The following is a 24,292-nucleotide window of genomic DNA, read 5'->3' on the forward strand; positions in this document are numbered from 1 at the left end:
TCACTGTACTAAAATGCTGGAATACACTCGCCCGTACCGCCGTCGCTTCTCAGCGGTACGCGGCGCGAACAGTGTCCGCGAGGACACTGGGTTTCCGGTAGTCAGGGTGTCATAGAACGGTTACCACACCAAAGAGCAGGGTGAATGCTGAGGTGGTATGGACTCAGCGACCCTGCAAGATGATCCTTCGGTAGAGTCGTTCTTCAATGTCGCGGAGACGGAGACGTTAGCGTTGCTTGAGCATCTCTCCTTCGAGTTTCTCGCAGAGTTCGACGTGTTCGCCCCGGCGGAGACGGGGCGAACACGAGAGCACGAGCCACCAGAGCTGATGCGTGGCTTCCTCCATTGCTACTACAAGGACATCTACGGCATTCGTCCGGTTGAGCGGGAGCTTCAGAACACGGTAGTTTGGCTGAGCTGTGGCTTCGATCGACCGCCGTCAAGAGACGCGGTCGATCGCTTTCTCACCGATCTCGAACACGTCGTTGGCAAGGTCTTCGACCACCTCGTCGAGCAGGCCGTCTGGCGCGGCCTGCTCGACTTGACCTACTGCATTGATTCGACCGACGTGAGAGCGATGCCTGCCGATCAAGACGCTTCGAAGTGCTACGATCCCACCGACGACGAGTACTACTACGGCTACGGCTGTACGATCGTCTCGACCGGGCAAAAGATCCCAATTGCAGCCGAGTTCACCGAGAGCAAACAAGCGCCAGAGGAGACGGCGATGCGCGTCACGCGTGACGCGCTCGCCGTCACCAAGCCGAGATGGATGATTGGCGATAGCGCCTACGACACGCTCGACTGGCACGACCACCTGCTGGCCGCAGGGGTCGTGCCAGTCGCTCCGTACAACGCGCGAAACACCGACGATCCGAAAGACATCGAGTACAGGGTCGAAGACCGTATTGAGGAACACAGCAAGGACGTTCAGCTGAAGCAATCAACCTTAGACGAGACGTACAACCGCCGCACTGGAGTCGAACGAACCAACGAATCAGTCAAGGACTGCGGCCTCGGGCGAACGCACGCCCGAGGCCGCGTCCACGCCCGAGCACAGGTGTTTCTCGCCCTGTGTCTTCGTCTCGTCGTCGCAATCACCAACTACGAACGCGGAGACAATCCGGGAAGTACGCTCATCACGGTGTGAGAAGAGTTCTATGACACCCTCGGTAGTGTTTGGTCACCGAGGGGACCTCGCGGTCGAGGTCGAGCATCTCGTAGACGGCAGTCATCGCCGACCGAACCGAATACTCGACAGTGAACACGACGTCCCGCGGCTGTTCGGCGTACTGTCCGAGGAACGCCAGATTGTTCGACCCGTCCGGTACGACCTCTGGCCTGTCACCGGGCTCTCGGGGCTGGAAGTGCGCCGTGATGAACGGCATCATCGCCGGGATGCAGGTCACGTCGTCGAGTAGCTCCGGGAGGCGGTCCTCGCATTGCAGGTGGTAGCACAGTTCCTGCAGGATTTCCCGGCCGGTACACTCGGACATCGGTTTCTCCACGTAGTTCCCCTCGCGGTCCGGGAACAGCGCGTAGCCCCAGAACACCTTCACGTCGTCCGGCTGGTTCGCGAAGTGTGGCTGGGCGGCGACGACCGTCGACAACAGCCAGTTCGACCCGAGGTAGGTGACGAGCCCGTTACCCGGCTCCTCGTTCGTGAAGTCGACGATGTGGTCGAACAGCTCGGTGTTGTGCAGGGTGACGGTGAACGACTCCCATTTCGTCTCCGTGACGTTGTCCGCGAACACCGACGGATTGCCGAACTGTGGGTTGTCCTCGGCGATGGACTTCCACAGCTCCCACGACGCGCCGGTTTCGTTCAGTTCCGGGGCCTCGTCCATCCCGCCGATAGACGAGCCGTCGGTCATCGACCCGTTCGTCACGAACACGAGGTCGGACGGCTCGACGGGGACCGATTCGGTGCCGCTGTCGGTCTCACAGTATATTCGCTCGACGGTGCGCCCCGTCCGCGACGGGACGATGTCCATATCCGTCACTTCGTGGCCGTGCTCGAAGCTGACGCCCCTGTCTTCGAGCCAGCGCCGGAGCGGGAGGATCATCGAGTCGTACTGGTTGTACTTCGTCCGGTCGATGCCCTCCATGGTGTGCAGGCGCGGGAACTCGTGGAGGAACCGGTACATGTACCGTCGGACTTCGGCGACGCTGTGCCACGGCTGGAACGCGAAGATGGTCGCCCAGACGTACCAGAAGTTCGTTTCAAGGAAGGACTCGTCGAACCACTCCTCGATGCGCGTATCACCGAGTCGCGGTTCGGGCGTGAGGAGCAGTCGAGCTATCGACTGCCGGTGCTGGCGCGTCAGTCCGTACTCGCCCGCGTCGATTCGTTCGCCCTCGTGCATCAGCCGCGTTTTCGCGTACGAGGGGTTCGCTTCGTTGAACTCGTCCATCACGGCTTTGACCGACCGCGAATCGTCTTCGAGCGACGGGATGGACTCGAAGAGGTCCCACGTACATTCGTACGTCGGGTAATTGAACATCCGGCCACCTCGAATGAGGTACGCCTCGTCCGGGTCGCCGGCCCCGTCCATCGCGCCACCGACGACGTCCAGCTTTTCGTAGACATGGATGTTCTCGCCGGGCATGTTGCCGTCCCGGATGAGGAACGCTGCGCCAGCGAGGGAGGCGATACCGCCCCCGACGAAGTGTGCGTCGCGGTCAGTGACGTGTGGGTGCTGGTGGATAGTCATATTGAGTCACCGTCATGTAGTGGTACGCAAGTCACAGCCCTAACCGTTGCCAACATATGTACAGCAATTTATAAGAGGGAGAGATATCGCCGAAATAGCCGCGCGCTGGCTAGTGTGCTGTCACTGTTCGGAACTGGCAATCGTGTGGTCGATCAACTGGTCCGTCCCACGGCGGAGGCGCTCTGAGATCGCGGACGCCGTCGCGTCGAGTTCCGCTGAGAGTTCCGTCAGATCTGCCCCGCGGGGGACGGTGAAATACCCCAGTCGGTGGGCTGCCAGCAGCGCCTCTCGCTGTGGCGCGGTGAGCCCGTAATCGTCGCCGCCGTGCTCCGTCTCGCAGAGCCGGTGCGGGCGGAACGTGACACTGCGTGACTGACAGGTGTCCCGGAACGCTTCGAGGTCTGCTCGGTCGGCGAACTGCGTGCTCACCTTCCACCCGTGTTCGGTCACGAGCGCACCCATCGGATACGTCTGCCGGTCGACGAGTTGGGTGTACATCTCGACGTAGTTCGTATCGAGGACGACACGATATCGGGACTCGACGATAGCCGAGTCCATAGCGACGAACTCCACGACTGACTCGTCGCCGAGCAACGCCGATTCGAGTGCGTCCGGGTCGACACCCGTCGCGGAGAACACGAGCGCCGGTTCCGCAGTCGTTCCGGAGACGACGCTGTCGACGATCAGTTGGGTATCTAGTTCGGCAGCGACCGCACACAGCGGCATATCTGCGGACTGCAACTCGAATTCACAGATGACGCTCATGTGTGTTACTCAGCCGACCAAAATAAAGGCGTACTGGGGATTCTCACGCACCGAAACCGACCGCGAGGGCGGAGCTGCTCGACGAACAGCTACGCTGTCTCTGCAACGTACGCGAACTGCGACTGGATCACTGATCGTATCGGGCCGCGTTGCAGTCGACACACGTAGCGAAACGGCAGAGAAAAGTGCGTACTGGACTGCGCCGAGCGCCAGCCCTGTTCACGCGGCTGTCGATCAGCGGTCCCGGGAGTGTTCGCCCCCGTCGACACTGACCTCAAACTCCGAGAGGAGCGTCTTGAGCTGTTCGGCCTGCCCGCTCAGCGATTTGATGCTGTCGTTAATCTCCGACATCGAGGCCGCCTGCTCCTCTGCGGCGGCGGACACGCTCTGTACCTCATCAGCAGTGGATTCACTGAGGTCAGCGACTTCCTCGGTCATCGACACCGCCTCTTCAGTGCTGGCGGCCTGATCATCAGTGGTGTCGCTGATCCCCTGAACGCCGGCGTCTGTTTTGTCGGCGTACTCCGATACTTCTGTGAACGCCGCCATGACCTCTTCGACCGCGTCGATGCCTGCCTCCATCGATTCCTCAGCTACTCTGGCCTCGTCGACAGTTGTCTCCGTCTGTGACTGGACATCGGTAATGAGCTGCTCTATTTCGGTCGCCGATGCCTGCGTTTCCCCGGCGAGTTCCTTGACCTCGTCGGCCACGACGGCAAACCCGTCGCCGTCTTTGTCGGCACGTGCAGCTTCGATGTTCGCGTTCAGCGCGAGCATATTCGTCTGCTCGGCGATGTCTGCAATCAGCTCGACGATGGTGCTGATTTCCGCCATTTGCTCGTCCAACTGTTCGACGTTCTCGACAGTCGTGTCGATGGCTTCCTGTACCCTGCGCGAACTTTCGAGCGCGACTCTGGCCGTGTCTTCGCCCTCTCGGGCGACGTCGGCGGTCTGGTTCGAGTGTTCTGCAACCGAGTCAGCGGACGCGGCTACCTCTTCGATGGCTGCCGAAAGGTCAGTCATCTCTCCCGAGACCGTGTCCAGCATATCGCGTTGCTCGTCGGCGGCAGCCGCGATTTCCTGCACCGATTCGCTGACCTCACCACTCGCACGCTCGGCGTCAGCCGCCCCGACTTCAGCCTCCTCGCTGGCGGCTGTGACGGTATCCGCGAACTCCTGAATGTCGACGATAGTGCGCTCCCACTGTGCGAGCATATCGTTGAACGACGACGCGATAGCCGCCATCGCCTCGTTGTCGGTCTCGCTTTCGGGGAGACGACGGGTCAGGTCGCCGTCCGCGCACGCTTCCATCACGTCGCTGTATATCTCTGCTTGCTGTTCCAGTTCCGCCGCCAGCGTCTCAGCCTCTTCCTTTGCCTGCTCGGCGCGGGCACGCTCTTCCTCCGCTTCTTGCTGGGCGTCTGTTGCTTGCTCACGGGCAGCCTCAGCTTCGTCGATTTTCGAGACGAGGGCATCGCGCATACTCCCGATTGACGTGAACAACTGCCCGATTTCGTCTCGACGAGAGCTCGAAACGTTGACGTCGTACTCTCCCTGCTCGATGGCAGTGGCGGCCGCAGAGAGCTGTTGCACGGACGTCGCCGTGTTCCGGCCAATCGTTCCACCGACGACGACAACACCACCGAGCGCGAGCAGAATGAACGCCAAGATATCAGTCCGAATCTGCTCGCTCAGTGCGAACGCATTCGCCGCAGGTGTGTGTTTGATAACGACCCAGTTTGTTCCGGGGATAGTCGCGTACGCGGCGACGTGCTCGGTGTCGAGCAGTTCTTCCTTTGTTGGCGAGCTGGTGAAGGTGCCCTGTTCCGTCGCTGTGCTAATCTCTGGGATGGCAGACTGCGACGTGTTCGGGATGTACGGCTGCCCGACAGCACTGGTACCTGCGTCTGAGAACAGGACTTCAGTCGAACTCGACGTCGGACGAACGACCTGTGTGAACGTGCCATCGATACCAGTGCTGAACTGCTTGCTCAGGTCGGTAGCGTCGTACTCGACCACGAGTACGTGTGTGAAGTCGGCGGCGACGCTCATCGAACTGACCACTCGTTTGTCGTTCGCGTTCGTGTACGGGTTCGACGAGACTACTGTGTCGCGGCCGATAGACCGAGTCCGGTCCACCCACGGATGGGTGTCCGATGTGACGCGCGTTCCGCGGAGCGTGTCGTCAGTACTCGCCACAATCCTTGCCTCCCCTGCTGTGCCGACTGTGGGATCTGCGAGATGGACGGCAGCGACGCGGTCGGACTGTAGCTCATCCGCGGCGAGTGTTTCCACGTAGGCTTGCTGGTCTCCGCGGGTCGCGTTGAAACCGAGTAGCGGATTGTTCGACGCGACCAGCACCGGCCGCTCGTTGCGCTCAACCCACTCGTTCAACAGGCCGGCTTCGGCGTTGACCTCCTGTACGAGCTGTTGTGCTGTGTCGTCTTCGAGTGTGGCAGTTGCGTTCCCTTGTACCCAGAACCCGCCGGCCGCGATGAGTACAACAATCACGAGCAACGCCACGGCGAACTTGACGAGGTACGACCGAACTGGCAGTAGCGCAATGGCTTTCGCCCGGTCCAGTACTGTCGTCTCCGAGGCCGCTGACGCTGGTGCATCTGATGACTCGTCGCCACCGCCGTCTGCGTGTGCTGTAGATTCGTCCATACTGATTCAGATGAAGCCGTTGGCCTTGAGGTGGTCAACAACCGCCTGCTGGCTGCCGACCTCGGTTGCATGGCTGTTCAGCTCTTGCATCGTCTTCGCGTCAGGAATGACGTCCGGCATCTTGTTCAGCGCCGACACCACGGCGTCCGTTGCGACGTCCTCGTGAACAACACCGACCGGGTGGAAAAACGGCCAGAAGTTCCGGTCGTCATCGAGGTACACGATGTCTTCGACAGTCGTGAGCCACGCGCTGGTGCTGTACCCAAAGCTGAGGTCAGCATACCCTTCGTCGACGGCCGTACCAGCTGCCTGCGCCGACGCCGCCTCGATGAACTCCTGTTCGGCCTCCCAGCGTTCCACGTGCTCGGAGTCAAACCCGTAGTAGTCCAGCAAGGCATCGAACCCGTCACTGCGAGTCCTGAACCCGTCGCCAAATGCCGGGCGGATATCGTAGTTCCCGTCGTTGACGTAGCCGGCGAGGTCGCTGATTGTCTCGATACCGGTTCCTTCGATAGCGTCCTCGCGGATAAATACGGCCCACGTGTTCTGCCAGTCTGCGCGGTCGAGAATCCGAATTGGGTGTTCTGATTCCATCTCGGACTTTAACGCCTCGTACTGTTCGTCGGGTGTCTCGAAGTTGGCTTCGTCGTGACGGGGTGGGTGCGCAGCCCACAGCGACCCCATGTAATCGTAGTACGCGTGGATGTCGCCGGCCCGATACGCTTCGGCGTGTGCCGCGTTCCCTCCGAAGCCAGTTTCATCCACGAGACTCGCGCTCGTGTTGTTGGCGAGCAATTCGTAGGCGATGTACCCGAGATTCAACTGTTCCGTGTAGCCTTTCGAACTGACAACAACTGACAGAGAGCCGTCGGTTGATCCGGCCGCTCCGGCTCCACTTTCGGCTGTACTTGATTCTGTGTCTCCGCCGCTCGAACAACCAACCAGTGTGGCGGTTCCACCAGTCGCGAGCATTCCGAGCAACCGTCGCCGGCTTCCGGTCCACGGCTGCCGTCTTTCATCTACCATTGCTCAACCTGTAGCTAATGAGAGTCAAAAAGCCGTTGCCGAGAGTATCAACAGTGATACTAGAACAGTACAACCGTGTACAATTTAGAGTCTAGCTATCGGCAGTGTCCACAGAGGGCCTCTCTACAGAGGTGGCATCACAATGACTGACGTGCTAAATACTGTTCATGTCAGTTGAAATTGAGATGTTGGAACACACTCGGCGAACCGTCGTCAGCTACAGCTAGCAGTTGGGGAAAGCCTCGGCACTCATAGGGCTCGTCACCAACGGGGAGTCACCCCGGTTCGGCCCCGTGAGTCGTCGTCATCGGCCGGCAGATGCTACTGCCGCCGGCGACAAGACGGTTACTCATCGGGGCCACACAGTAGAACAAACGCTAAACCAACGCGGGCCAACCAGTCATCTATGAACAGACGACGCTTTCTCACACTTTCCGGGGTGGGTGTCGTCGGCGCAGTAGCGGGGTGCAGTAGCGAGGCGGACCGCGCTGAATCCGTCGATAGTCACCCGGCGGCCGCCGACCTCGAAGCCCAGCCCCGCCGTGGCGAACTGGGCGGCCACGTCATTCTGGCGTTCGAAGACCCTTCCTGTCCCACATGTCGCCGCTTCCACGAGAACACGCTACCGGATATCCGGGAGAACATCGTGGACGCGGGCAAGGGCGCGTACGTCGTCCGAACGTATCCTGTCATCTACCCGTGGGGTGAGCCGGCGACGCAGGCGCTGGAGTCGACGTTCGCCCGCGACAGCGAGGCCTATTGGGCGCTGTTCGACCACTACTTCGCCGAACAGTCGTCGTTCGACTCGGACAACGTTCTAGAGCGAACAGCGACGTTTCTCACCGAGGAAACGGCGGTAGACGGCGAGGCGGTCGCGAGCGACGCGCGGGAGCGGGCACACGACGACGCTGTTCAGGCGGATATTCAGGCGGCCGAGAACGCTGGACTGGGTGAGACGACACCGATTATTCTGCTGTTCGAAGACGGTGAGTTCGTGACGAAGGTCAACGGGAGCGTCAGTTACGACCTCATCTCGGAGGCACTGGGAGAGCGCGACGGATGAGCACCGCACGGGGGCTCCGTCTGCCGACGACGCGCGGGGACTGGCGGCTCATGGGCCGGACGGTCAGGCTGGTGCTCACGCTGCCGTTCTACGCGGCGGTTGCCGCAATCGCCGCCGTCGTCTCGCTGACGGTGTTCGTCGTCTCGCTGAACGTCCCGCTGGTGCTTGATCTCGTGGTCGGGGGGTCGCTCCCGATTGCCAGCCGACTGCGCGTGCTCGCCGAACTGTACCCGTTCATCGGCACGTCGTTCAACCCCGCACAGGGGGTCCTGCTGATTGTCGTTGCTGTCTTCACCGGCGTCGACATCGGGCTGGTGACCTACCACTTCCGCGAGCACGGCCTCGACCTCCAGCAGGGCGGCGCTGGCGCTGCGGGGGTCATCCTCGGAACACTCGGTGCGGGCTGTGCGGCCTGTGGGTCGGCGGTTCTGCTGGGGCTGCTGTCGCTGCTCGGTATCTCGACCTCGCTGCTGTTTCTGCCGCTGGATGGGCTGGAGTTCGCACTGCTGGCACTCGTGGTGTTGACTCTGTCCGTCTACTGGCTCGCCGAAGGGATGCGCGGCGGCGAGATCAACGGCTGTCCGGTCGATATCTGACTGTGTCGGTGGCCGGCCCTCGTTCCGACTCGGACGGAGTCCCGACTGGTCTCACGGGAGAAAACGTATAGTGTCGTCACCCGAACACCAATACCGAGAAGGTATGCCCGAGACGGAGTCCAAGGTGACGGCTTCGAGGGAGTCCCTCGCCGAGTACGAGCACCTCCACCGGAAGCGAAAGGAAACGGTCGGCACGGTCGAACTGGCCGAACTCATCGACGTGTGGGTCGGCGAGAGCGAACTCGTCTGTCAGTTCCAGTTCGACTGGGCGACCGATGCGATACAGCGGCGCTACGACCTTGACAGCGACCGCGACATCGCCAAGGTCGAGCGGCTCTGTGAAGCGAACGGCCTGCAGTTCGAGCAGGCCAGCCACCTAGAAGGCTCGCTGGTCGAACTCGAATACACCGGCTCACAGTGGCTGCCGCGGCCGGAAGCCGCCTACATCGACGGCGAGGGGTCGGCGGTCGAGACGTTCCGCGCGGAGGCCCGGTTGCTGGTGCGTGAACTCGCCCAGTCGCCCGCGTTCCTCCGGCGAGGCATCGAGCGCGTCCGGGGGCTGTCGACGACGCAACTGATTATCGGTGTGATTCTGGTCAAGAAAGTCGCCATCATCGTGTTGCTTGCTCACCTCTTCCTGTAGCCGTACGCCCGTCAGCCGACAGTGTGGGATACCGCTACCCGACGCGTCTCAGTCGCTCATCGCAGAGCCGGAGCCGGCTGGCGTGTCCACGCCGTCGGTCCCGGTGGTCTCGAACTGTGAGAGTTCATCGTTGAGCGTGTCGGCGTCGTCAGCGAACTGCTCCACAGAGTCGACCATCCCGGCAACGGTCTGGCCCTGCTGGTCGACCGTCGTAGCCATTTCACGGGCGTCGGCTGCGGTCTCCCCGGCGATGTCGTTGATGTCGTCGATTATCCGCACGACTTCCTGTGCGCTCGTCGCCTGCTGGTCGGTCGCCCGGTCGATCTCCTGAATCCCACCGTTGACATCGACAGTGGCGTCGACCACGTCCTCAAGCGTGGTAATGGTCTCGGAGATAGTATTGCTGCCGCGGTCGACAGCGTCTTCCATCGTCTCCATGGCGTCGACGGACGTACCGACCTGAGACCGCAACGATCCGATGAGACCCTCCACGTCGGCGGTGGCTGCCTGCGTTTCGGTTGCGAGCTGTTTGATTTCGTCCGCGACGACGGCAAAGCCCGACCCCGCTTGGCCGGCACGGGCAGCTTCGATGGAAGCGTTCAGGGCGAGCATGTTCGTCTCCTCGGCGATGCCGTCGATGACTTCGACGATTTCGGCCATGTCCTCGGCGATATCGTCCAGTTGCTGGACCTCGCTCGCGGCGCTCGTCGAGTAGTGTCGGATTTCATCGACGGCGCTCTGGGCTTCCGAGGAGGATCGCTGGGCGTCTCGGCCGAGGTCCGCGGCAGTGTTGCTCTGCTCTGCGATCTCGGCCACGGACGACGCCATTTCCTCGACGGTAGCTGAGAGGTCACTGAGTTCGCTCGTCGCGTCATCTAGCTGCTGGCGCTGCGTTGCTGCCCCGTCGGCGATGTCGGATGCAGTGTCGGCCACGGACTCTGTCTCGTCACGGACCTGCTGGCCGTCGGTCAACACGGTTTCACTTCCAGTGGCGATACGTGTCGAGGTCGACTGGCCGCTGCTGATGGCGGTCCCTAGGGCAGCAAGCGTCTCGTTAATCGCGGTTCCGACGGCGGTCATCGCATCGCTCATGCTGTCGGTGTCGACACGGGCGGTCAGGTCGCCGCTGGCTGCGTTGTCGAGCGCTGTGCGGTACTGTGTCGCTTTCAGTTCGAGGTGGCTGCTCAGCGCCTCCATCTCACTTCGCTCACCCTCTGCGGTTTCACGGGCCTCTTCGGCTGCTTCGCGCGCTTCTTCGGCGCGTTCTTGCGCTTCGGTTGCCTCCCGGATGTTCTGGCCGAGCGAGGCCGCGGCCCGTTCGAGTTTCGCGTACGTGTCCCCGACCTCGTCGATCCGGTCGGCGCCGAAGTCGATGTCGTACTGGCCGTTGTCGACTGCTGTCGCCTTTCGGTTGATCTCGATTATCGCGCGGTACATTTCACAGTAGCCCAGAAAACCGGTCACGGCGACGACAAACCCGATGAACACCGCGGCAGCTGTCACGGAGGAAAACAGCACGATAGCCAGCGCCGGTGCGCCCACAATCGACATTGCCGCAAGCAAAAAGACGCGAGCGCTGAATGTCCGACGGAGCGGCGTTGGCAAGTACGGCTCAATTGTCATCGGGACAGTGCCGACCGCAAGCATGAGTCGGCCAAGCGGATCCGTCGAATCATCTGCCGTTGTCATCGGTGCCACCTCGACACCGGTAGCAAACAAACGACGGAACTGGGCCTTTCGGGGTGCATATGACTCGTTTACCTCGGTCTATCAAAAACCGCACCCTCGGAGTATCAGCGGTGAATCTCTCAGTGTCAGTTCGTTGTCGTAATCTCGACCACGTCGCGGTGGTCGAGTTCGGTGTCAGCACCGATCTGCCGCTCGGTTCGCACGTCGTGGGCGTGGAGGAATCCGTCGCCGATGTCGGTGTGCAGGAAATACGCGAAGTCCTCTGCGGTCGACCCGTCGGGGAGGACGAAACAGTCCTGCAGGAAGGTCCCGTCCTCTTGGGGCTTGCGAGCGCCGGGGAACACCGCGATAGCGCCCAGTTCTTCGAACAGTGCGGTTTCGAGGGCCTGCTGGACGCCCGTGCCGCCGAACGCCGTCACGAAGTCCCGTATCTGTTCCAGCCCCGCAGCCTTCTCCTCGGGCAGGTCAGCCGTCACGGTGAAGTCCTCGTCGCCCGGCCGATAGTCGAGCACACCCTGCTCGTTGCCGTTTTTCAGCGCCTTCTCGGCGTGGGCCGAGACGGGGACGAACGTGAGATGTTCGTACTCTGGGTCCTCGGTGATTGGCTCCCAGTTTTCTTGCGCCGCTGGGGTGTCCATCTTGTTCGCCGCGATGAGCATCGGCTTGGTCCGGATGCGGATTTCCCGAGCGAGTGCCTCTCTGTCCTCGTCGTCCCATGTGTCGGGGTCCAGTTCCAGATCCAGAGCCAGCACGACCTGCTTGATTTCGTCGGCGTTGATCTTGAACGCCGACATCTGCTCGGCGAGGTCGTCCTCGATAGCCTTGTCCTCACCGTGGTACCCGGAACGGTAGCGCTCGATGCCCTTCTCCAGAACATCGAGATACCACATATCCAGTTCGTCTTCGAGGAAGTCGATGTCCTCGCGCGGGTCGTGGTCCTCGGTGGGTTCTCCTTCGAGGTCCGTCTCGCCGGTGAAATCGACGACGTGGACGAGCACGTCGGCCTCGTTGAGGTCCGTGAGGAACTGGTTCCCCAGCCCCTTCCCTTCGTGTGCGCCGGGGACGAGGCCGGCCACGTCGACGAGTTTCGTCGGGACGAACCGGACGCCGTCCGTGCAGTAGCCGTGGTTGGGCGTACAGGTGTGGTCGAACTCCGGAGCCGCACAGTCGACGCGGACGTACGCCTCGCCCATCGAGGGGTCGATTGTCGTGAACGGATACGCGCCCTCGGGCACGTCGTTCATCGTCGCCGCATTGAAAAACGTGGACTTGCCGACAGAGGGTTTGCCGACGAGTCCGATCTTGTAGCTCATTGCACCGATGAAGCGGTTTCAGCGGCTTAAACGCTGTTACACGAGCTACGAGAGCGTGTGAGTCACACACGCACTGGGAACGGATACCCGTCTTACCCGCCTACAGTCGCCGCTCATATACGTTGACTGGGTGTCCGTCTCCGCCGACCTCGGTCGTCCGCTCGTCGACCTTCTCGAAGTGGGACCGGTAAAACCCGTTACCGATCTCGTTTTCGGCCAGCACCTCGTCGCGGATTTTCCGCACGGAGAGGTCGTGTAGGTGCTGCTCGCCGCGGTAGAGTAACTCCGTCCCAATGCCTTCCCCCCAGTAGTCCGGGTGGACGTATATGTCGAGGTCGCCGAAGCCGGCCGCGTCCGTCATCCCACAACTCATGTACGCCACCACGTCATCGTCGGCCATCGAAACGAACAGGCCGACCTCTTCGAGTTCGATCATCTGCTCCAATAGCGGCGGCGCGTACCCCTCTTTCAGATGCGCTTCCACTGTCTCTGCCCCAAGGATGTCATCGTACACGGTATGCCATGTCGCCTTGGCGACCCGGCGGATGTCCGCGATATCCACCGACTCGGCCGGCCGAATGACGGTTTGAAACGACATACGTGAACATGTAACGTGGAGAAGTATAGAACTGTGGAATGTTTGACAACGGAGGGTATCGGTCGTGTCCTGTTCCCCGAGATAATAGGGCAACTCTTATGTACACTTCTGTACGTTAGTGTTCAGTAATGGACGACAGTGAGGAGATAGCACCAGCGGTTCAGTCGATTCTCGACGCGGCGCGGGAACGCGGTGGCGGCGGTGACCGTGTTTCGGTGACGCCCCGATCGCTGCCGGACGCCTTCGACGCGGCGGTAGACGCCGGGCGGACGCCGGTCGTCGCCGAAATCAAGCCCACGAGCCCGACCGCCGAGGGCGAACGGGCTGACGACCCGGTCGACCTCGCCCGACAGATGGTCGAGGGCGGCGCGGCGGCGCTGTCTGTCCTGACCGAACCGGAGCATTTCGGCGGGTCAGCGGCGACGCTCGAAGCGGTTCGCGAGGCCGTCGACGTGCCTGTTCTGCGGAAGGACTTCATCCTCCACGAGGAACAGCTAGATGTCGTCGAGGCCGACGTTATCCTCCTCATCGTCCGTTTTCTCGAAGCTGACGGAACGGACGACCTCACAGACCTTCTCACGGCTGCGCGCGAGCGCGGCTTTCAGGTCCTTGTGGAGACCCACACGGCTGCTGAGGTCGAGACAGCACTCGACGCAGGCGCGGAGATCATCGGCGTCAACAACCGCGACCTCGGCGAGTTAGCGGTTGACCTCGGAACGTTCGAAGGCGTCGCGCCCGACGTGCCCGAGGGCGTCACACTCATTGCTGAAAGTGGCATACAGACAGCAGACGATGTCTTGCGGATGCGCGACGCCGGTGCGGACGCCCTGCTGATCGGCTCGGCCATCATGGACCACGGCGCGGCAACGGACGTGGAAGCGAACACGCGGCGACTGACACACGCGGAAACCGATGCGGTTGAGACGACTACAGACACATGAGCACTGACGACGCACACGACCCCAAATTCGGCGAGTACGGTGGACAGTACGTGCCCGAGGCACTGATGCCAGCTATCGAAGAGCTGACCGACGCCTACCAGCGGTACGTGCTCGAAAACGAGGACGGCTTCATGGACGAGTTCCGGGAGCGGCTGGCCGACTTCGGCGGCCGACCGACGCCGCTCCAGTACGCCGAGCAGCTCTCGGCCCGCTACGACACGGATGTGTATCTCAAGCGCGAGGACCTGCTGCATGGCGGGGCCCACAAGCTCAACAACGCGCTCGGGCAGGTACTGCTGGCGAAGTACATGGGCAAGGAGCGCATCATCGCCGAGACCGGGGCCGGCCAGCACGGCACGGCGACGGCGATGGCGGCGGCCCATCTCGACATGCCCTGTGAGATTTACATGGGCGAGACCGACATCGCGCGCCAGCGACCCAACGTGTTCCGGATGCGCATCAACGGCTCCGAGGTCAATCCCGTGACGGTCGGCCGCGGTACGCTGAAGGAAGCCATTTCCGAGACGATGCGTGACTGGGCGACCACCGTCGAGAACACCCACTACGTCATCGGGAGCGTCGTCGGCCCGCACCCGTTCCCGAAGATGGTCCGGGACTTCCAGGCGGTCATCTCCGAGGAGGCCCGCGAGCAGACAATCGAGAAGACCGGGAGCCTTCCTGATTCCGTCATCGCGTGTGCCGGCGGCGGCTCGAACACGATGGGGACGTTCGCACACTTCGTCGAGGATGATGGGGAGCCACGCTCCCCGGAACAGTCGAGCAGCGACGAGCCGCGAGGCCGTGTCGACCTCTACGCCGTCGAGGCGGGCGGCTCCTCGCTGCAGGTCGACGAGGAGGAAGGCGTCGCGCCCAACTCCGCGACGTTGTCGACCGGCGATGAGGGCGTCCTCCACGGCGCGCGCACGAAGCTCCTGCAGGATTCGGACGGCCAGATTATGGAATCGCATTCGGTGTCCGCGGGGCTGGACTACGCCGGCGTCGGCCCGGAACTCGCCCATCTTGTCGACGAGGACCGAGTCACGCCGGTCAACGTCGACGACGACACCGCGCTAGAGGCGTTCCACCGGCTCTCCCAAGACGAGGGTATCATCCCGGCGCTTGAGACGGCCCACGCCTTCGGGTATCTGGAAGAGCACCACGACGAGGTCGGCGACACCGTCGTCGTCAACGTCTCCGGCCGCGGCGACAAGGACCTCGAAACGGTCATCGAGGAGACCAGCAAGCGCGACCTCGACATCGCGCCCGACATGTCTATCTTCGAGCGCGTCGGCGGGGGTGGCCTCTGATGGGGCTCGAACGCGCTTTCGCCGACGAATCCGCCTTCGTCCCGTACCTCGCCGCCGGCGACCCGAACTATGAGGCCTCTCTGGAGTACGTCGAGGCGCTGGCCCGCGGCGGGGCCGATGTGATCGAACTCGGCCTGCCGTTCTCCGAGCCCATCGCGGAGGGTAAGACCATCCAGAACGCCATCGTTCGCTCGCTCGAAGCCGGGATGACGCCCGACCGCTTCTTCGAGTTCGTCACGGACCTCGACGTGGACGTGCCGCTGGTGTGTATGACCTACTACAACCTGATCTATCAATACGGTGCGGGTGAGGGGCCGCGTCCGTTCGTCGAGAAAGCCGCCGCGGTCGGCATCGAGGGGCTTGTCGTCCCGGACCTCCCCGCCGAGGAAGCCGCCCCGCTGCGTCGGGCCTGTGACGAGTTCGGTCTCGACCTGGTGTTCATCGTCGCGCCGACGACGAAAGGCGACCGGCTCGAACGGATGCTCGAACAGGTGTCGGGCTACGTCTACGTTCAGGCGCGTCTGGGCGTCACCGGCGCGCGCGAGGACGTGGACGACGCCACTGAGGAATCGCTGGCCCGACTCTCCGACTGGGACGTTCCCAAGGCTGTCGGGTTCGGCATCAAAACCGGTGACCACGCCGAGCGCATCGTCTCTGCCGGCGCTGACGGTATTATCGTCGGCTCCGCGCTGGTCGATATCGTCGCCGAGGGCCACGAGAACGGCGATTCCATCGAGGAGGTGGCCGACCGGCTCGAAGCGAAGGCTCGCGAACTCAAGGAGGGTGCGCTCCGGGGAGCGTCAGAACGACCGCAACCGGAACGCACATAATCGTACTTGCCACACTGTCTCATAACATGACTGCAGGAAAACGCGCACGACTCGAACGCATCGGGACAGACGACACATACGTCATCATCCCGATGGACCACGGCATCACAATGGGGGCTGTAAAGGGCCTCAAAGACATCGAATCCACCATCGACGCGGTCACCAGCGGGGGCGCGGACGCCGTCCTCACCCAGCGGGGTATCGCCGGGCGCGTCCATCCGAACAAGAACGACGCGGGCTACATCACGCATCTCAACGGCTCTACCACTATCGGGCCGGACGAGCAGGATAAGCGAACCACCGGCACTGTTCAGGACGCCATCCGCGCCGGGGCCGACGCCGTCTCGTTCCATATCAACGTCGGCAGCCAGTACGAACCCGAACAGATCGAAGAGCTCTCCGAACTGACGACCGAAGCCAGCCAGTACGGCCTGCCGGTGCTGGCGATGGCCTACGCCCGCGGCCCCGACATCGACGCCGAGAACGAGGACTACAACCAATCCGTCGGCCACGCCGTCCGGCTGGCCGAGGAACTCGGCGCGGACATCGTCAAGACGGGCTACACCGGCTCCGCGGAAACCTTCCAGCACGTCGTCGAGTCCACGTCGCTGCCGGTGGTCATCGCCGGCGGCTCGAAGGGGACTGACGAAGACACCGTTCGCATGGTCCGAGGAACGATGGACGCCGGGGCCTCCGGCGTCTCGATGGGCCGCTCTATTTTCCAGCACGACGAACCGGAGAAGATCGCCCGCGCCGTCTCCGCTGTCGTCCACGACGACGCCACCACCGAAGAGGCGCTCCGCGAGGCCGGACTGGCCGTCGAAGCTTAGAGGCCAAACAACGCCCGCATTCGCGCGCCGAGACCGTCAGCATCATCCCCATCGTTGGTGGCCTCCGAATCACTTTCGCGCGTGGAGTCTGACGGCGAGCCGGTGGCCGGCTCAGTCTCGTGCTGTGATGCGCCGGTATCTTGGCCCAAATCGTTGCCAGCGGATTGCGATGTCCCAGCGGCCGCGTCCGGCATGTGGGCATTTTCAGCTGCTCCGTCACCCAGTCCTGAATCGGTGTCTACCAGATCAGTGCCGTCAATTATCGACGGGGCTTCAGCGTTCTCCTCTGATCCCGGTGGCTGGCGCTCTGAGACAGGCGTTCTCGCGGAGCCAGCTGATTCCGCTGTGTCATCCGCCGGCCGATCAGCTCCGGCTTCCTGACTGGCCGGCGATGGGCCGATCAGGTCGCTATCGTCAGCGCTCCCATCCGAGTGGTGAATTTTCCGGCCACCGTCCGTTGTGCCGACGGACTCGGCTGTATGCGGCTGTGTCTGGTGGTCCGTTCGACGGGATGCTGACACTGTGTCGTCCGGGATGGGTGAGTCCGATTGAGTGGGTGTGTCCGCTGTGGACTCAGTTGACGCCTTTTCTGCTTCGACAAGCTGTTTCGAGATCCGTTTATAAGCGATTGCGGCGCCGCTGCTGGGTGCGTTTTGAACGACAGGGACGCCGCCGTCTTGTGAGTGCGGGACGGCGTCGTCCTCCGGAACGTGACCGAGCAGTTCGACGTTGAGGAACTCCGATATCTCGTCGGCACCCGGTGACGCGCCCGTCCCGGACTTCGTGAGGATGAGGCCCCGGACTGGCGCGTCGACCCGCTCGGCGAGCTCTTTCGTGTTCGAAACGTTCCGGATCGACGCCACCCGCGGTGTCGAAACAAGCAGAACCTCGTCGGCGAGCTGGAGCGGCCGAATCGTCTCCTCACTCACGCCCGCTGGCGTGTCTAACAGAACGACATCGTGGTGCCACCGGAGGGTTTCGACGATATCGGGAAGCCGGTCGAGGTCGGTGTCAACGTACCCGTCGAGCGTGGTCCCGCTCGGAACGATTGTGAGGTTTGTGTCGGTTTCGTACATCGCATCCGTTACTGACGCGTCGCCGGCGAGTACGTCATGCAGCGTCGCGTCTTCGTCGGTGTCAATGTCTACATCGAGAAAATCGACGAGGTTCGCCATCGGGAGGTCCATCTCCACGACGACAGTCGAGTATCCAGCTGTTGCCAGCAGCGTCCCGAGGTTGATGCTGGATGTCGTTTTTCCGACCCCGCCTTTCGCCCCGGCAACTGTATAGACGTGGTTAGTCACCATCTGTAGCAGGAAAGTATTCTGTGATCACATGATTGGTCAAGCTCATTGATAAGTCTGCTGGCCAACATTTGATTACGATAACTAGATACAGTAAATAATAACGGCCGAATTGCGCAGTCTCGAATTACAGGAAATCCAACGGTTCTCGTCCTCGGCAGCGACAGATCACGACTCCCGCTGGACTGTCTGCTATCCGACAGTCCGACCCGGGTTCCGCCACGTTCAAGCCCCGCCGTTGCGGACGTGGGCGTATGACTCGAAGCGTCTGGCTCAAAGCCGACAGCGAAGTCGGCGACTGGGAGACACGGAAACGCCGGATAACCGCCGGTATCGAGGCCGGCGTCGACTGGGTACTGGTCGACGAGGAAGACGTCGACCGCGTCTCGGAACTCGGGGAGATAAACATCGCCGCGTTCACCAACGGCGACGTCCACGTGATGGAGGCCGAGGCAGCGGACTCAGAGGCCGATGCAACCATCGTCGGCAAAGACGGTGAGGGCGACGGCACGGTTGACCTTCCGTCCGATTTCTCCGGCTCAGCGGATCTTTCGACGCTCCGGCAGAACGGGGCCGCTCCCGATGGCGGCTACGTCCGCATCTTCGATGAGGACTACGAGGCCTTCGCCGAAGCGGTCGCCGCTGAAGCCGATTTCACTATCGTTATCGGCGAGAACTGGCAGATAATCCCGCTGGAGAACCTTATCGCCCGCGTCGGCGAGGAGACCGACCTTATCGCCGGCGTCCGGACCGCCGAGGACGCCCGAACGGCCTACGAGACGCTGGAGTTGGGGGCCGACGGCGTCCTGCTGGACACGGACGACGTCGACGAGATACGCAAGACCGTCGAGGTCCGCGACGAGATGGGCCGGGAGTCACTCGATCTGGAGTACGCCGAGGTCACCGCCATCGAGCAGACTGGCTCCGCCGACCGCGTCTGTATCGACACGGGCAGCCTGATGGAACACGACGAGGGGATGCTCGTCGGGTCGATGGCGCGCGGCCTCTTCTTCGTCCACGCTGAGACGGCGGAGTCGCCGTACGTCGCCTCCCGGCCGTTCCGGGTCAATGCCGGCGCGGTCCACGCCTACGTCCGAACCCCCGACGGCGGGACGAAGTACCTCTCGGAACTCCAGTCCGGTGATGAGGTCCAGATCGTCGACGCGAAGGGTCGCACCCGCGAGGCCATCGTCGGCCGCGCGAAAATCGAGAAGCGCCCCATGTTCCGCGTGCAGGCCGAGACCGCGGACGGCGACCGCATCGAGACGCTGCTCCAGAACGCCGAGACGATCAAAGTCCACACTCAGGACGGGCGAACCGCCGTCACGAACCTCGAACCCGGTGACGAAATCCTCATCTACCACGAGGATACGGCGACGCACTTCGGCGAACGGATCGAAGAGAGCATCATCGAGAAGTAAGCCGGCTTCAGCCCGGGACTGACCGCAGGCCCGAGGTTACTGCTGGTCTGCCTCGACCGGTTCCAGTTGCGTCGTACACCAGTGGCAGAAGTCGATGTCCTCATCGAGTTCCTTGCCGCAGTTCGGACACTTCATGCCGGCTTCGACCTCCTGTGTCTGGTTTTCGTTGACCGCGACCCAGTAGGCGTCGGCGACGTTAAGCGTCGTAATCACGACCGAGCCGATTGTTACTTCCGTGGGTCTGGACTGATACGACGACGAGATAGCATCTAGGCTTAGCTGGGTGACGGGCTCGATAGCGCCAGTGACGACAAACACCACCGACAGCATGAACAAGAACCCGAGCCACAGCAGTCCCCGACCCCACTTACGAAGGTAGAAGTGTCCCAATCCCGGGAAAATGAACGCAAGCACTACGGCCAGTAACGGCCGCTTGCGTCCTATGTCAGTCATACTCCGCGAATCCGTCTCGCATACTCCTATATCTTCCGAAGGATTACCGTCCGGAGGAAAATCATGTGACAGGCGCAGGCTGCCTTCAGGCGTTGCTCTGTAGCTGTCCGACCAGCGTCCGGAGCGTCGCGAGGTCGTACTGCCCCGGTGCGGTCGCGTCGGCCGGGTCGACCGGCGCGTAGCCGATACGGGAGCCGTACAGCGGGGCGACGGCTCTGGAGTGGCGACCGGCCGCACCCATGCACATCGTGGCCACCTGCTCGCCGCCGGTCGTCATTTCACGGGTCGCTCCCAGCATCGCCAGTACGTCGTCCGGCGACTGGGCCGTACTTGCCATCTTTCCCACGTCGCCGTGTGTACAGGCTCGTTCGAGTCGACTCACGATGGCGTCACGGTCGGGCGTCGACTCGAAGTTGTGCGTCGAGACGACCACGGATGCGCCGTTGTCGCGGGCCGTATCGGCGACCCGTCCGGCGTCGTGGTCGCCGGCTCCTTCGAGCGCTGCGAGTTCGAGGTCGACGGCCGTCACGGCGTCGTGTTCGAGCGCGGTTTCGAGCGCGTCGAGTCGGCCGGCGGTGTCGGCCGCCTCGCCGCCCTCCCACGTCGGTCGGTTCGTGACGAGTACCGGGAGCTCACCGTCGTAGGCGTCTAGTTGTGCCAGTGGCTCGTCGGCGAAATCCATCCGTAGTTCCACCCCGTCGGCATCGGCGCGGGCGGCCGGCGCCACCCCGAGGTCATCGGTAGCGGCGAGCAGCGTGAACGACTCGAAGTTCATACGTTGGCTTCGATGGAGTCGCACAAAAAGCCGCGCTTACTCGACCGGCTCGTGGACGGCCCGGAAACCGTCATCGGTCGGCTCGATAGAGTCGACCGCGTAGAACTGAATCCGCTGCTCCTGTTTCGTGTTGACGGCGAAGTCGTACTGCTTGGCTTCGTAGCCCGGTTCCTTGCCGTCGGCCCGCCGCTGTTCCACCCACGAGCGGTGGTCGGCGAGGCGCTCCTGAGCGATGGTCCGGGAGCGTTCCGGTGCGGTGGCGACTCGGTCTTCGAGCGCCGATAGCAGGTCCGGATCGCGGTCCACCCCAACCGAGTTCCGACCGGCGACCATCGCTGCCAGCGTGGTCGTCCCGGTCCCGAGAAACGGGTCGAGCACGGTGTCGCCATACACCGAGAACATGGAGATGAGTCGGTACGGCACCGTCAGCGGGAACGCACCCGAGCGGTCCCGGAGGCCGTCGTCGAGCTCCTGTGCCTCGCCGCGGAGTTCCCAGAGGTCGGAGAACCACTCGTTGCGTTCCTCCCAGAAGTAGGCGCTCTCGTAGCGGCGGTCAGCGCCCGGTTCGAGGCGGCGGCGCTCCCCGTTGCGGAACACGAGGATGTGTTCGTGTTCAAGCGTCGGATAGGCGTTGGGCGGGACCATCCCCGAACCCATGAACTTCGCGCCGCTGTTGGTCGGTTTGCGCCACAGGATGTCGGGCAGCGCGCGCAGTCCGTGGTCGGTCAGCCGGTCGGTTATCTCCGCGTGGTTCGGATAGGAGCGAAAGCCGTCGTCCATCGAACGTGTCGCGTCCCCGACGTTGATGCAGGCGATACCGCCGGGAACCAGAACACGCTCTATCTCCGCCCACACCGAATCGAGTACGTCGTGCATCAGCGTGAACGCTCGGTCCCCGTCGCCGCGGTCCAGCGCCGATCCGATGTCGGGGTCCAGTTCAGCGAAGATGTCGTCCCACATCTCGATCATCGGGTACGGGGGGGACGTGACCACCAGTTCGACGCTGTCGTCGGGACAGTCGAGCGTTCGGGCGTCACCGGTTTGAACCCGGTGTGTCGTCTCCATACCGGGTCCCAGCGGACGGGACGACTCTAGTCTTGCGGTTATCGGTCGGCGAAGTACACGCTTTGCGTGTGACACTCGATGGCAAAAACGGCCCTCACAGCGGTGCAACGCGAGTACCGAGCTTACGCGACAGGAAGGTCCTGCTCGGCTTCCAGCAGTTCGTGATAGCGGTTGCGGATGGTGACCTCGGAGATGTCGGCGACCTCAGATACCGCGGCTTGGGTCGTCTTCTCGTTGGTCAACAGCGCAGCGGCGTAGACGGCGGCGGCGGCGAGGCCGACCGGCGACTTACCGGAGTGGACGCCCTGTTCCTTGGCGTTCTGGAGCAGTTGGCGGGCGCGGTGCTCGGCCTCGTCGGACAGTTCAAGCGAGGAGGCAAACCGCGGGACGTAGCTCTCGGGATCGGCGGGGCGGACTTCGAGCGAGAGCTCGCGGACGACGTAGCGGTAGGTGCGGGCGATCTCGCTCTTTTCGACGCGGGAGACCTCCGTGATCTCGTCGAGGCTCCGCGGGACGCCGGCCTGACGAGCGGCGGCGTAGACGGAGGCCGTCGAGACACCCTCGATGGAGCGGCCGGGAAGCAGGTCTTCGTCGAGTGCACGGCGGTAGATGACGCTGGCCGTCTCGCGGACGTTCTCCGGCAGACCGAGCGCGGAGGCCATGCGGTCGATCTCACCGAGGGCCTGCTTGAGGTTGCGCTCCTTGGAGTCACGGGTACGGAACCGCTCGTTCCACTTGCGCAGGCGTTGCATCTTCTGGCGCTGTTTGCCCGACAGGGAGTTGCCGTAGGCGTCCTTATCGCGCCAGTCGATGTTGGTCGAGAGGCCCTTGTCGTGCATCATGTTCGTCGTCGGCGCGCCGACGCGGGACTTCTCGTCTTTCTCGCTGGAGTCGAACGCGCGCCACTCGGGCCCGCGGTCGATTTCGTCGGACTCGACGACTAGGCCACAGTCCTCACAGACCGTCTCGCCGTGTTCGTCGTCGATAACGAGCGAGCCACTGCACTCCGGGCACGCTGTGCTCTCCGATTCCGTCGACTCCGTCGTCTGTTCCTCATGCTGCTGTCGCGTCCGTGTGTGTTCACTCATTGGTTGCGAAGGCGGGTGCTCACCGGGTGAGAGACATCGCAGAACCCGGAGGCAGTCGGTAACACTGTATTCGAACGAAAGTTATTAAAACATTCCGGTATTGTAATGGAGACCGTCGATACACGTCACGTAACCCATGTTTGTGCATCAGTCGCATGACCATTCATATGGCAGCCCTTGTGTGTTTCAGGCTGATTTCCCACAACCCAGATATAATTGCCGACGATGTGGAGTAGTCCTTTTCGCTATCACCTCCTACTGAAACGTCTCGACGACAGCGGGCAGACACCCCTCGCTAGGTTCGTAATATGAATTGTGGTCAGCAACGATCTCCGTTACATCGTAATCAGTGTAGTTTTCGGGGGCATCTTCGGGACTCTGAACACCCGTTTCACCGACCGCTTCCGCCCACTCGGCAGCACTGAATGCAATCCCCAGCACCGTGTCGTCGTCCTTGTGGAAGTTGTTGAAAGACGTGGTGGCGTACTCAATCGGCTCACCGTACGCTTCGTCGACCTCAACGACGGATTCTCCGATAGCGCCACCCAGTAGCGTCACCGATGTGACGGCATCTTCACGGCCGCGCTCGTGAAGCGATTCCACCGCCTCGACAGCTACCTTTGCGCCAAGCGAATGTCCGATTATCCGGATTGGAAGCCCACCGCCGTCGTTGTGGTCGACAACCCACTGTGCGAGTTTCGGACCGTTCTGTTCGGCGATAGCGACGCCCTCGTTCCAGCCGATGCCGTCGCCCTTATCGGCATCCCAAGTAAATCCCACGGTGAATTGGTCGTATTCGTTCTCTTCAAGCCCGATCTGACAGGTGTAGGCGGCGTTTCGAGCATCCGTTTCCCCGAGACTCCAACCGTGGACGAAGATGACGAGTTCCGAATAATCACTGTCCTGACTAGAGTCCCAATCCCCGATTGCTTCGTACTCTGTCTCAGTATACTCAGATTTCAGTTTTGCGTCGTCTGTGAACTGATCACGCGTCGAAACGAGCGGGAACCCCGATGGAGCCGTGTACTCTCCGTCATCACCGCCGAATTTGCCGCCTCGTACAGAGCCACTCGCACCGAGTGCTGCCACCGATGCCACAGTACCGGTCGAGGCTTTGAGGAACCTCCGTCGCGTTTGGCTGTCCAGTTCGCCCGATTGTATGCTACGTTGGAACATACCAGAAACGCGTAGCCTTCCAAATTAT

General features: G+C 62.4%; 22 protein-coding genes. 9 read left to right on the plus strand and 13 right to left on the minus strand.

Annotated features, from left to right (window positions below; translation table 11 throughout):
* The first annotated feature begins 157 nt into the window (after window positions 1-157).
* A complete protein-coding gene (locus Har1129_RS00455; RefSeq protein ID WP_151098853.1) occupies window positions 158-1,150 on the plus strand; it encodes a transposase in 993 nt (330 codons plus the stop codon).
* Here the strand turns inward: Har1129_RS00455 and Har1129_RS00460 are convergent.
* The 4 genes from Har1129_RS00460 to Har1129_RS00475 form a co-directional block, all read right to left on the minus strand.
* A complete protein-coding gene (locus tag Har1129_RS00460) occupies window positions 1,140-2,714 on the minus strand; it encodes an oleate hydratase (RefSeq protein ID WP_151098854.1) in 1,575 nt (524 codons plus the stop codon). The two genes, Har1129_RS00455 and Har1129_RS00460, sit on opposite strands and share 11 nt — an antisense overlap.
* A 120-nt stretch (window positions 2,715-2,834) precedes the next feature.
* Entirely contained in the window at window positions 2,835-3,479 is a 645-nt protein-coding gene (locus tag Har1129_RS00465) for a helix-turn-helix domain-containing protein (RefSeq protein ID WP_151098855.1), read from the minus strand.
* Between the two features lie 234 nt (window positions 3,480-3,713).
* Window positions 3,714-6,146, minus strand: a complete 2,433-nt coding sequence (locus Har1129_RS00470) for a methyl-accepting chemotaxis protein (protein ID WP_151098856.1) — start codon at window positions 6,144-6,146, stop codon at window positions 3,714-3,716.
* A gap of 6 nt (window positions 6,147-6,152) precedes the next feature.
* Window positions 6,153-7,172 (minus strand): glycine betaine ABC transporter substrate-binding protein, encoded by a 1,020-nt coding sequence (locus Har1129_RS00475; RefSeq protein ID WP_225307708.1) that lies wholly within the window; start codon window positions 7,170-7,172, stop codon window positions 6,153-6,155.
* A 406-nt stretch (window positions 7,173-7,578) separates the two neighbouring features.
* Between Har1129_RS00475 and Har1129_RS00480 the strand changes: the two genes are divergently transcribed.
* The 3 genes from Har1129_RS00480 to Har1129_RS00490 all read left to right on the plus strand — a co-directional run bounded on the left by Har1129_RS00480 (window position 7,579) and on the right by Har1129_RS00490 (window position 9,474).
* Window positions 7,579-8,235, plus strand: a complete 657-nt coding sequence (locus Har1129_RS00480; protein ID WP_151098857.1) for a thioredoxin domain-containing protein — start codon at window positions 7,579-7,581, stop codon at window positions 8,233-8,235.
* Window positions 8,232-8,831, plus strand: coding sequence for a hypothetical protein (locus tag Har1129_RS00485; RefSeq protein WP_151098858.1), 600 nt, complete (start codon window positions 8,232-8,234; stop codon window positions 8,829-8,831). Before Har1129_RS00480 ends, Har1129_RS00485 begins: the two co-directional genes overlap by 4 nt.
* Window positions 8,832-8,934: 103 nt before the next feature.
* Window positions 8,935-9,474: a hypothetical protein gene (locus tag Har1129_RS00490; protein ID WP_151098859.1), complete on the plus strand. Its 540-nt coding sequence runs from the start codon at window positions 8,935-8,937 to the stop codon at window positions 9,472-9,474.
* Window positions 9,475-9,522: 48 nt separating this feature from the next.
* On the opposite strand, the gene Har1129_RS00495 is transcribed toward Har1129_RS00490, so the two are convergent.
* The 3 genes from Har1129_RS00495 to Har1129_RS00505 form a co-directional block, all read right to left on the minus strand.
* A complete protein-coding gene (locus Har1129_RS00495) occupies window positions 9,523-11,163 on the minus strand; it encodes a methyl-accepting chemotaxis protein (RefSeq protein WP_151098860.1) in 1,641 nt (546 codons plus the stop codon).
* A gap of 125 nt (window positions 11,164-11,288) precedes the next feature.
* Window positions 11,289-12,476 (minus strand): redox-regulated ATPase YchF, encoded by a 1,188-nt coding sequence (locus tag Har1129_RS00500; RefSeq protein ID WP_151098861.1) that lies wholly within the window; start codon window positions 12,474-12,476, stop codon window positions 11,289-11,291.
* A gap of 100 nt (window positions 12,477-12,576) precedes the next feature.
* Window positions 12,577-13,074 carry a GNAT family N-acetyltransferase gene (locus tag Har1129_RS00505; RefSeq protein WP_151098862.1) on the minus strand — a complete coding sequence of 166 codons (498 nt, stop codon included), beginning with the start codon at window positions 13,072-13,074 and terminating at the stop codon, window positions 12,577-12,579.
* A gap of 128 nt (window positions 13,075-13,202) precedes the next feature.
* On the opposite strand from Har1129_RS00505, the gene trpC reads away from it, so the two are divergent.
* From trpC to Har1129_RS00525, 4 genes are read left to right on the plus strand one after another with little or no spacing between them, the layout of a single operon-like run.
* Entirely contained in the window at window positions 13,203-14,015 is an 813-nt protein-coding gene (gene trpC / locus Har1129_RS00510) for an indole-3-glycerol phosphate synthase (RefSeq protein WP_151098863.1), read from the plus strand.
* Entirely contained in the window at window positions 14,012-15,322 is a 1,311-nt protein-coding gene (gene trpB, locus Har1129_RS00515; protein ID WP_151098864.1) for a tryptophan synthase subunit beta, read from the plus strand. Before trpC ends, trpB begins: the two co-directional genes overlap by 4 nt.
* Window positions 15,322-16,152 (plus strand): tryptophan synthase subunit alpha, encoded by an 831-nt coding sequence (gene trpA, locus Har1129_RS00520; RefSeq protein ID WP_151098865.1) that lies wholly within the window; start codon window positions 15,322-15,324, stop codon window positions 16,150-16,152. Before trpB ends, trpA begins: the two co-directional genes overlap by 1 nt.
* Window positions 16,153-16,178: 26 nt before the next feature.
* Window positions 16,179-16,982, plus strand: coding sequence for a 2-amino-3,7-dideoxy-D-threo-hept-6-ulosonate synthase (locus tag Har1129_RS00525; protein ID WP_151098866.1), 804 nt, complete (start codon window positions 16,179-16,181; stop codon window positions 16,980-16,982).
* Here Har1129_RS00525 and Har1129_RS00530 read toward each other — a convergent pair.
* Complete coding sequence (locus tag Har1129_RS00530; protein ID WP_151098867.1) at window positions 16,979-18,289, minus strand: P-loop NTPase; 1,311 nt, start codon at window positions 18,287-18,289, stop codon at window positions 16,979-16,981. The two genes, Har1129_RS00525 and Har1129_RS00530, sit on opposite strands and share 4 nt — an antisense overlap.
* Window positions 18,290-18,540: 251 nt before the next feature.
* Here Har1129_RS00530 and Har1129_RS00535 point away from each other — a divergent pair, with 251 nt between their 5' ends.
* Window positions 18,541-19,707 (plus strand): 3-dehydroquinate synthase II, encoded by a 1,167-nt coding sequence (locus Har1129_RS00535; RefSeq protein WP_151098868.1) that lies wholly within the window; start codon window positions 18,541-18,543, stop codon window positions 19,705-19,707.
* A 36-nt stretch (window positions 19,708-19,743) separates the two neighbouring features.
* Here the strand turns inward: Har1129_RS00535 and Har1129_RS00540 are convergent, their stop codons facing one another.
* The 5 genes from Har1129_RS00540 to Har1129_RS00560 all read right to left on the minus strand — a co-directional run bounded on the left by Har1129_RS00540 (window position 19,744) and on the right by Har1129_RS00560 (window position 24,264).
* Complete coding sequence (locus Har1129_RS00540) at window positions 19,744-20,160, minus strand: DUF6677 family protein (RefSeq protein WP_151098869.1); 417 nt, start codon at window positions 20,158-20,160, stop codon at window positions 19,744-19,746.
* Window positions 20,161-20,245: 85 nt separating this feature from the next.
* A complete protein-coding gene (locus Har1129_RS00545; RefSeq protein WP_151098870.1) occupies window positions 20,246-20,935 on the minus strand; it encodes a type I 3-dehydroquinate dehydratase in 690 nt (229 codons plus the stop codon).
* A 36-nt stretch (window positions 20,936-20,971) separates the two neighbouring features.
* Window positions 20,972-22,000 carry a site-specific DNA-methyltransferase gene (locus tag Har1129_RS00550; RefSeq protein ID WP_151098871.1) on the minus strand — a complete coding sequence of 343 codons (1,029 nt, stop codon included), beginning with the start codon at window positions 21,998-22,000 and terminating at the stop codon, window positions 20,972-20,974.
* A 122-nt stretch (window positions 22,001-22,122) separates the two neighbouring features.
* Window positions 22,123-23,088, minus strand: coding sequence for a transcription initiation factor IIB family protein (locus tag Har1129_RS00555; protein ID WP_004517203.1), 966 nt, complete (start codon window positions 23,086-23,088; stop codon window positions 22,123-22,125).
* 255 nt (window positions 23,089-23,343) lie between these two features.
* Window positions 23,344-24,264: a DUF726 domain-containing protein gene (locus Har1129_RS00560; protein ID WP_225307709.1), complete on the minus strand. Its 921-nt coding sequence runs from the start codon at window positions 24,262-24,264 to the stop codon at window positions 23,344-23,346.
* Window positions 24,265-24,292 lie beyond the last annotated feature (28 nt).

It is taken from the genome of Haloarcula sp. CBA1129 (genome assembly GCF_008729015.1).
Classification (GTDB): Archaea; Halobacteriota; Halobacteria; order Halobacteriales; family Haloarculaceae; genus Haloarcula.

Excerpts from the sequence above, each read along its gene's own strand:
- trpB (WP_151098864.1), top strand. The coding sequence starts at position 14,012 with ATGAGCACTGACGACGCACACGACCCCAAATTCGGCGAGTACGGTGGA.
- Har1129_RS00560 (WP_225307709.1), bottom strand. The coding sequence starts at position 24,264 with ATGTTCCAACGTAGCATACAATCGGGCGAACTGGACAGCCAAACGCGA.
- trpA (WP_151098865.1), top strand. The coding sequence starts at position 15,322 with ATGGGGCTCGAACGCGCTTTCGCCGACGAATCCGCCTTCGTCCCGTAC.
- Har1129_RS00465 (WP_151098855.1), bottom strand. The coding sequence starts at position 3,479 with ATGAGCGTCATCTGTGAATTCGAGTTGCAGTCCGCAGATATGCCGCTG.
- Har1129_RS00535 (WP_151098868.1), top strand. The coding sequence starts at position 18,541 with ATGACTCGAAGCGTCTGGCTCAAAGCCGACAGCGAAGTCGGCGACTGG.
- Har1129_RS00455 (WP_151098853.1), top strand. The coding sequence starts at position 158 with ATGGACTCAGCGACCCTGCAAGATGATCCTTCGGTAGAGTCGTTCTTC.
- Har1129_RS00480 (WP_151098857.1), top strand. The coding sequence starts at position 7,579 with ATGAACAGACGACGCTTTCTCACACTTTCCGGGGTGGGTGTCGTCGGC.
- Har1129_RS00555 (WP_004517203.1), bottom strand. The coding sequence starts at position 23,088 with ATGAGTGAACACACACGGACGCGACAGCAGCATGAGGAACAGACGACG.
- Har1129_RS00475 (WP_225307708.1), bottom strand. The coding sequence starts at position 7,172 with ATGGTAGATGAAAGACGGCAGCCGTGGACCGGAAGCCGGCGACGGTTG.
- Har1129_RS00490 (WP_151098859.1), top strand. The coding sequence starts at position 8,935 with ATGCCCGAGACGGAGTCCAAGGTGACGGCTTCGAGGGAGTCCCTCGCC.
- Har1129_RS00545 (WP_151098870.1), bottom strand. The coding sequence starts at position 20,935 with ATGAACTTCGAGTCGTTCACGCTGCTCGCCGCTACCGATGACCTCGGG.
- Har1129_RS00470 (WP_151098856.1), bottom strand. The coding sequence starts at position 6,146 with ATGGACGAATCTACAGCACACGCAGACGGCGGTGGCGACGAGTCATCA.
- Har1129_RS00495 (WP_151098860.1), bottom strand. The coding sequence starts at position 11,163 with ATGACAACGGCAGATGATTCGACGGATCCGCTTGGCCGACTCATGCTT.
- trpC (WP_151098863.1), top strand. The coding sequence starts at position 13,203 with ATGGACGACAGTGAGGAGATAGCACCAGCGGTTCAGTCGATTCTCGAC.
- Har1129_RS00460 (WP_151098854.1), bottom strand. The coding sequence starts at position 2,714 with ATGACTATCCACCAGCACCCACACGTCACTGACCGCGACGCACACTTC.
- Har1129_RS00500 (WP_151098861.1), bottom strand. The coding sequence starts at position 12,476 with ATGAGCTACAAGATCGGACTCGTCGGCAAACCCTCTGTCGGCAAGTCC.
- Har1129_RS00485 (WP_151098858.1), top strand. The coding sequence starts at position 8,232 with ATGAGCACCGCACGGGGGCTCCGTCTGCCGACGACGCGCGGGGACTGG.
- Har1129_RS00550 (WP_151098871.1), bottom strand. The coding sequence starts at position 22,000 with ATGGAGACGACACACCGGGTTCAAACCGGTGACGCCCGAACGCTCGAC.
- Har1129_RS00540 (WP_151098869.1), bottom strand. The coding sequence starts at position 20,160 with ATGACTGACATAGGACGCAAGCGGCCGTTACTGGCCGTAGTGCTTGCG.
- Har1129_RS00505 (WP_151098862.1), bottom strand. The coding sequence starts at position 13,074 with ATGTCGTTTCAAACCGTCATTCGGCCGGCCGAGTCGGTGGATATCGCG.
- Har1129_RS00525 (WP_151098866.1), top strand. The coding sequence starts at position 16,179 with ATGACTGCAGGAAAACGCGCACGACTCGAACGCATCGGGACAGACGAC.
- Har1129_RS00530 (WP_151098867.1), bottom strand. The coding sequence starts at position 18,289 with ATGGTGACTAACCACGTCTATACAGTTGCCGGGGCGAAAGGCGGGGTC.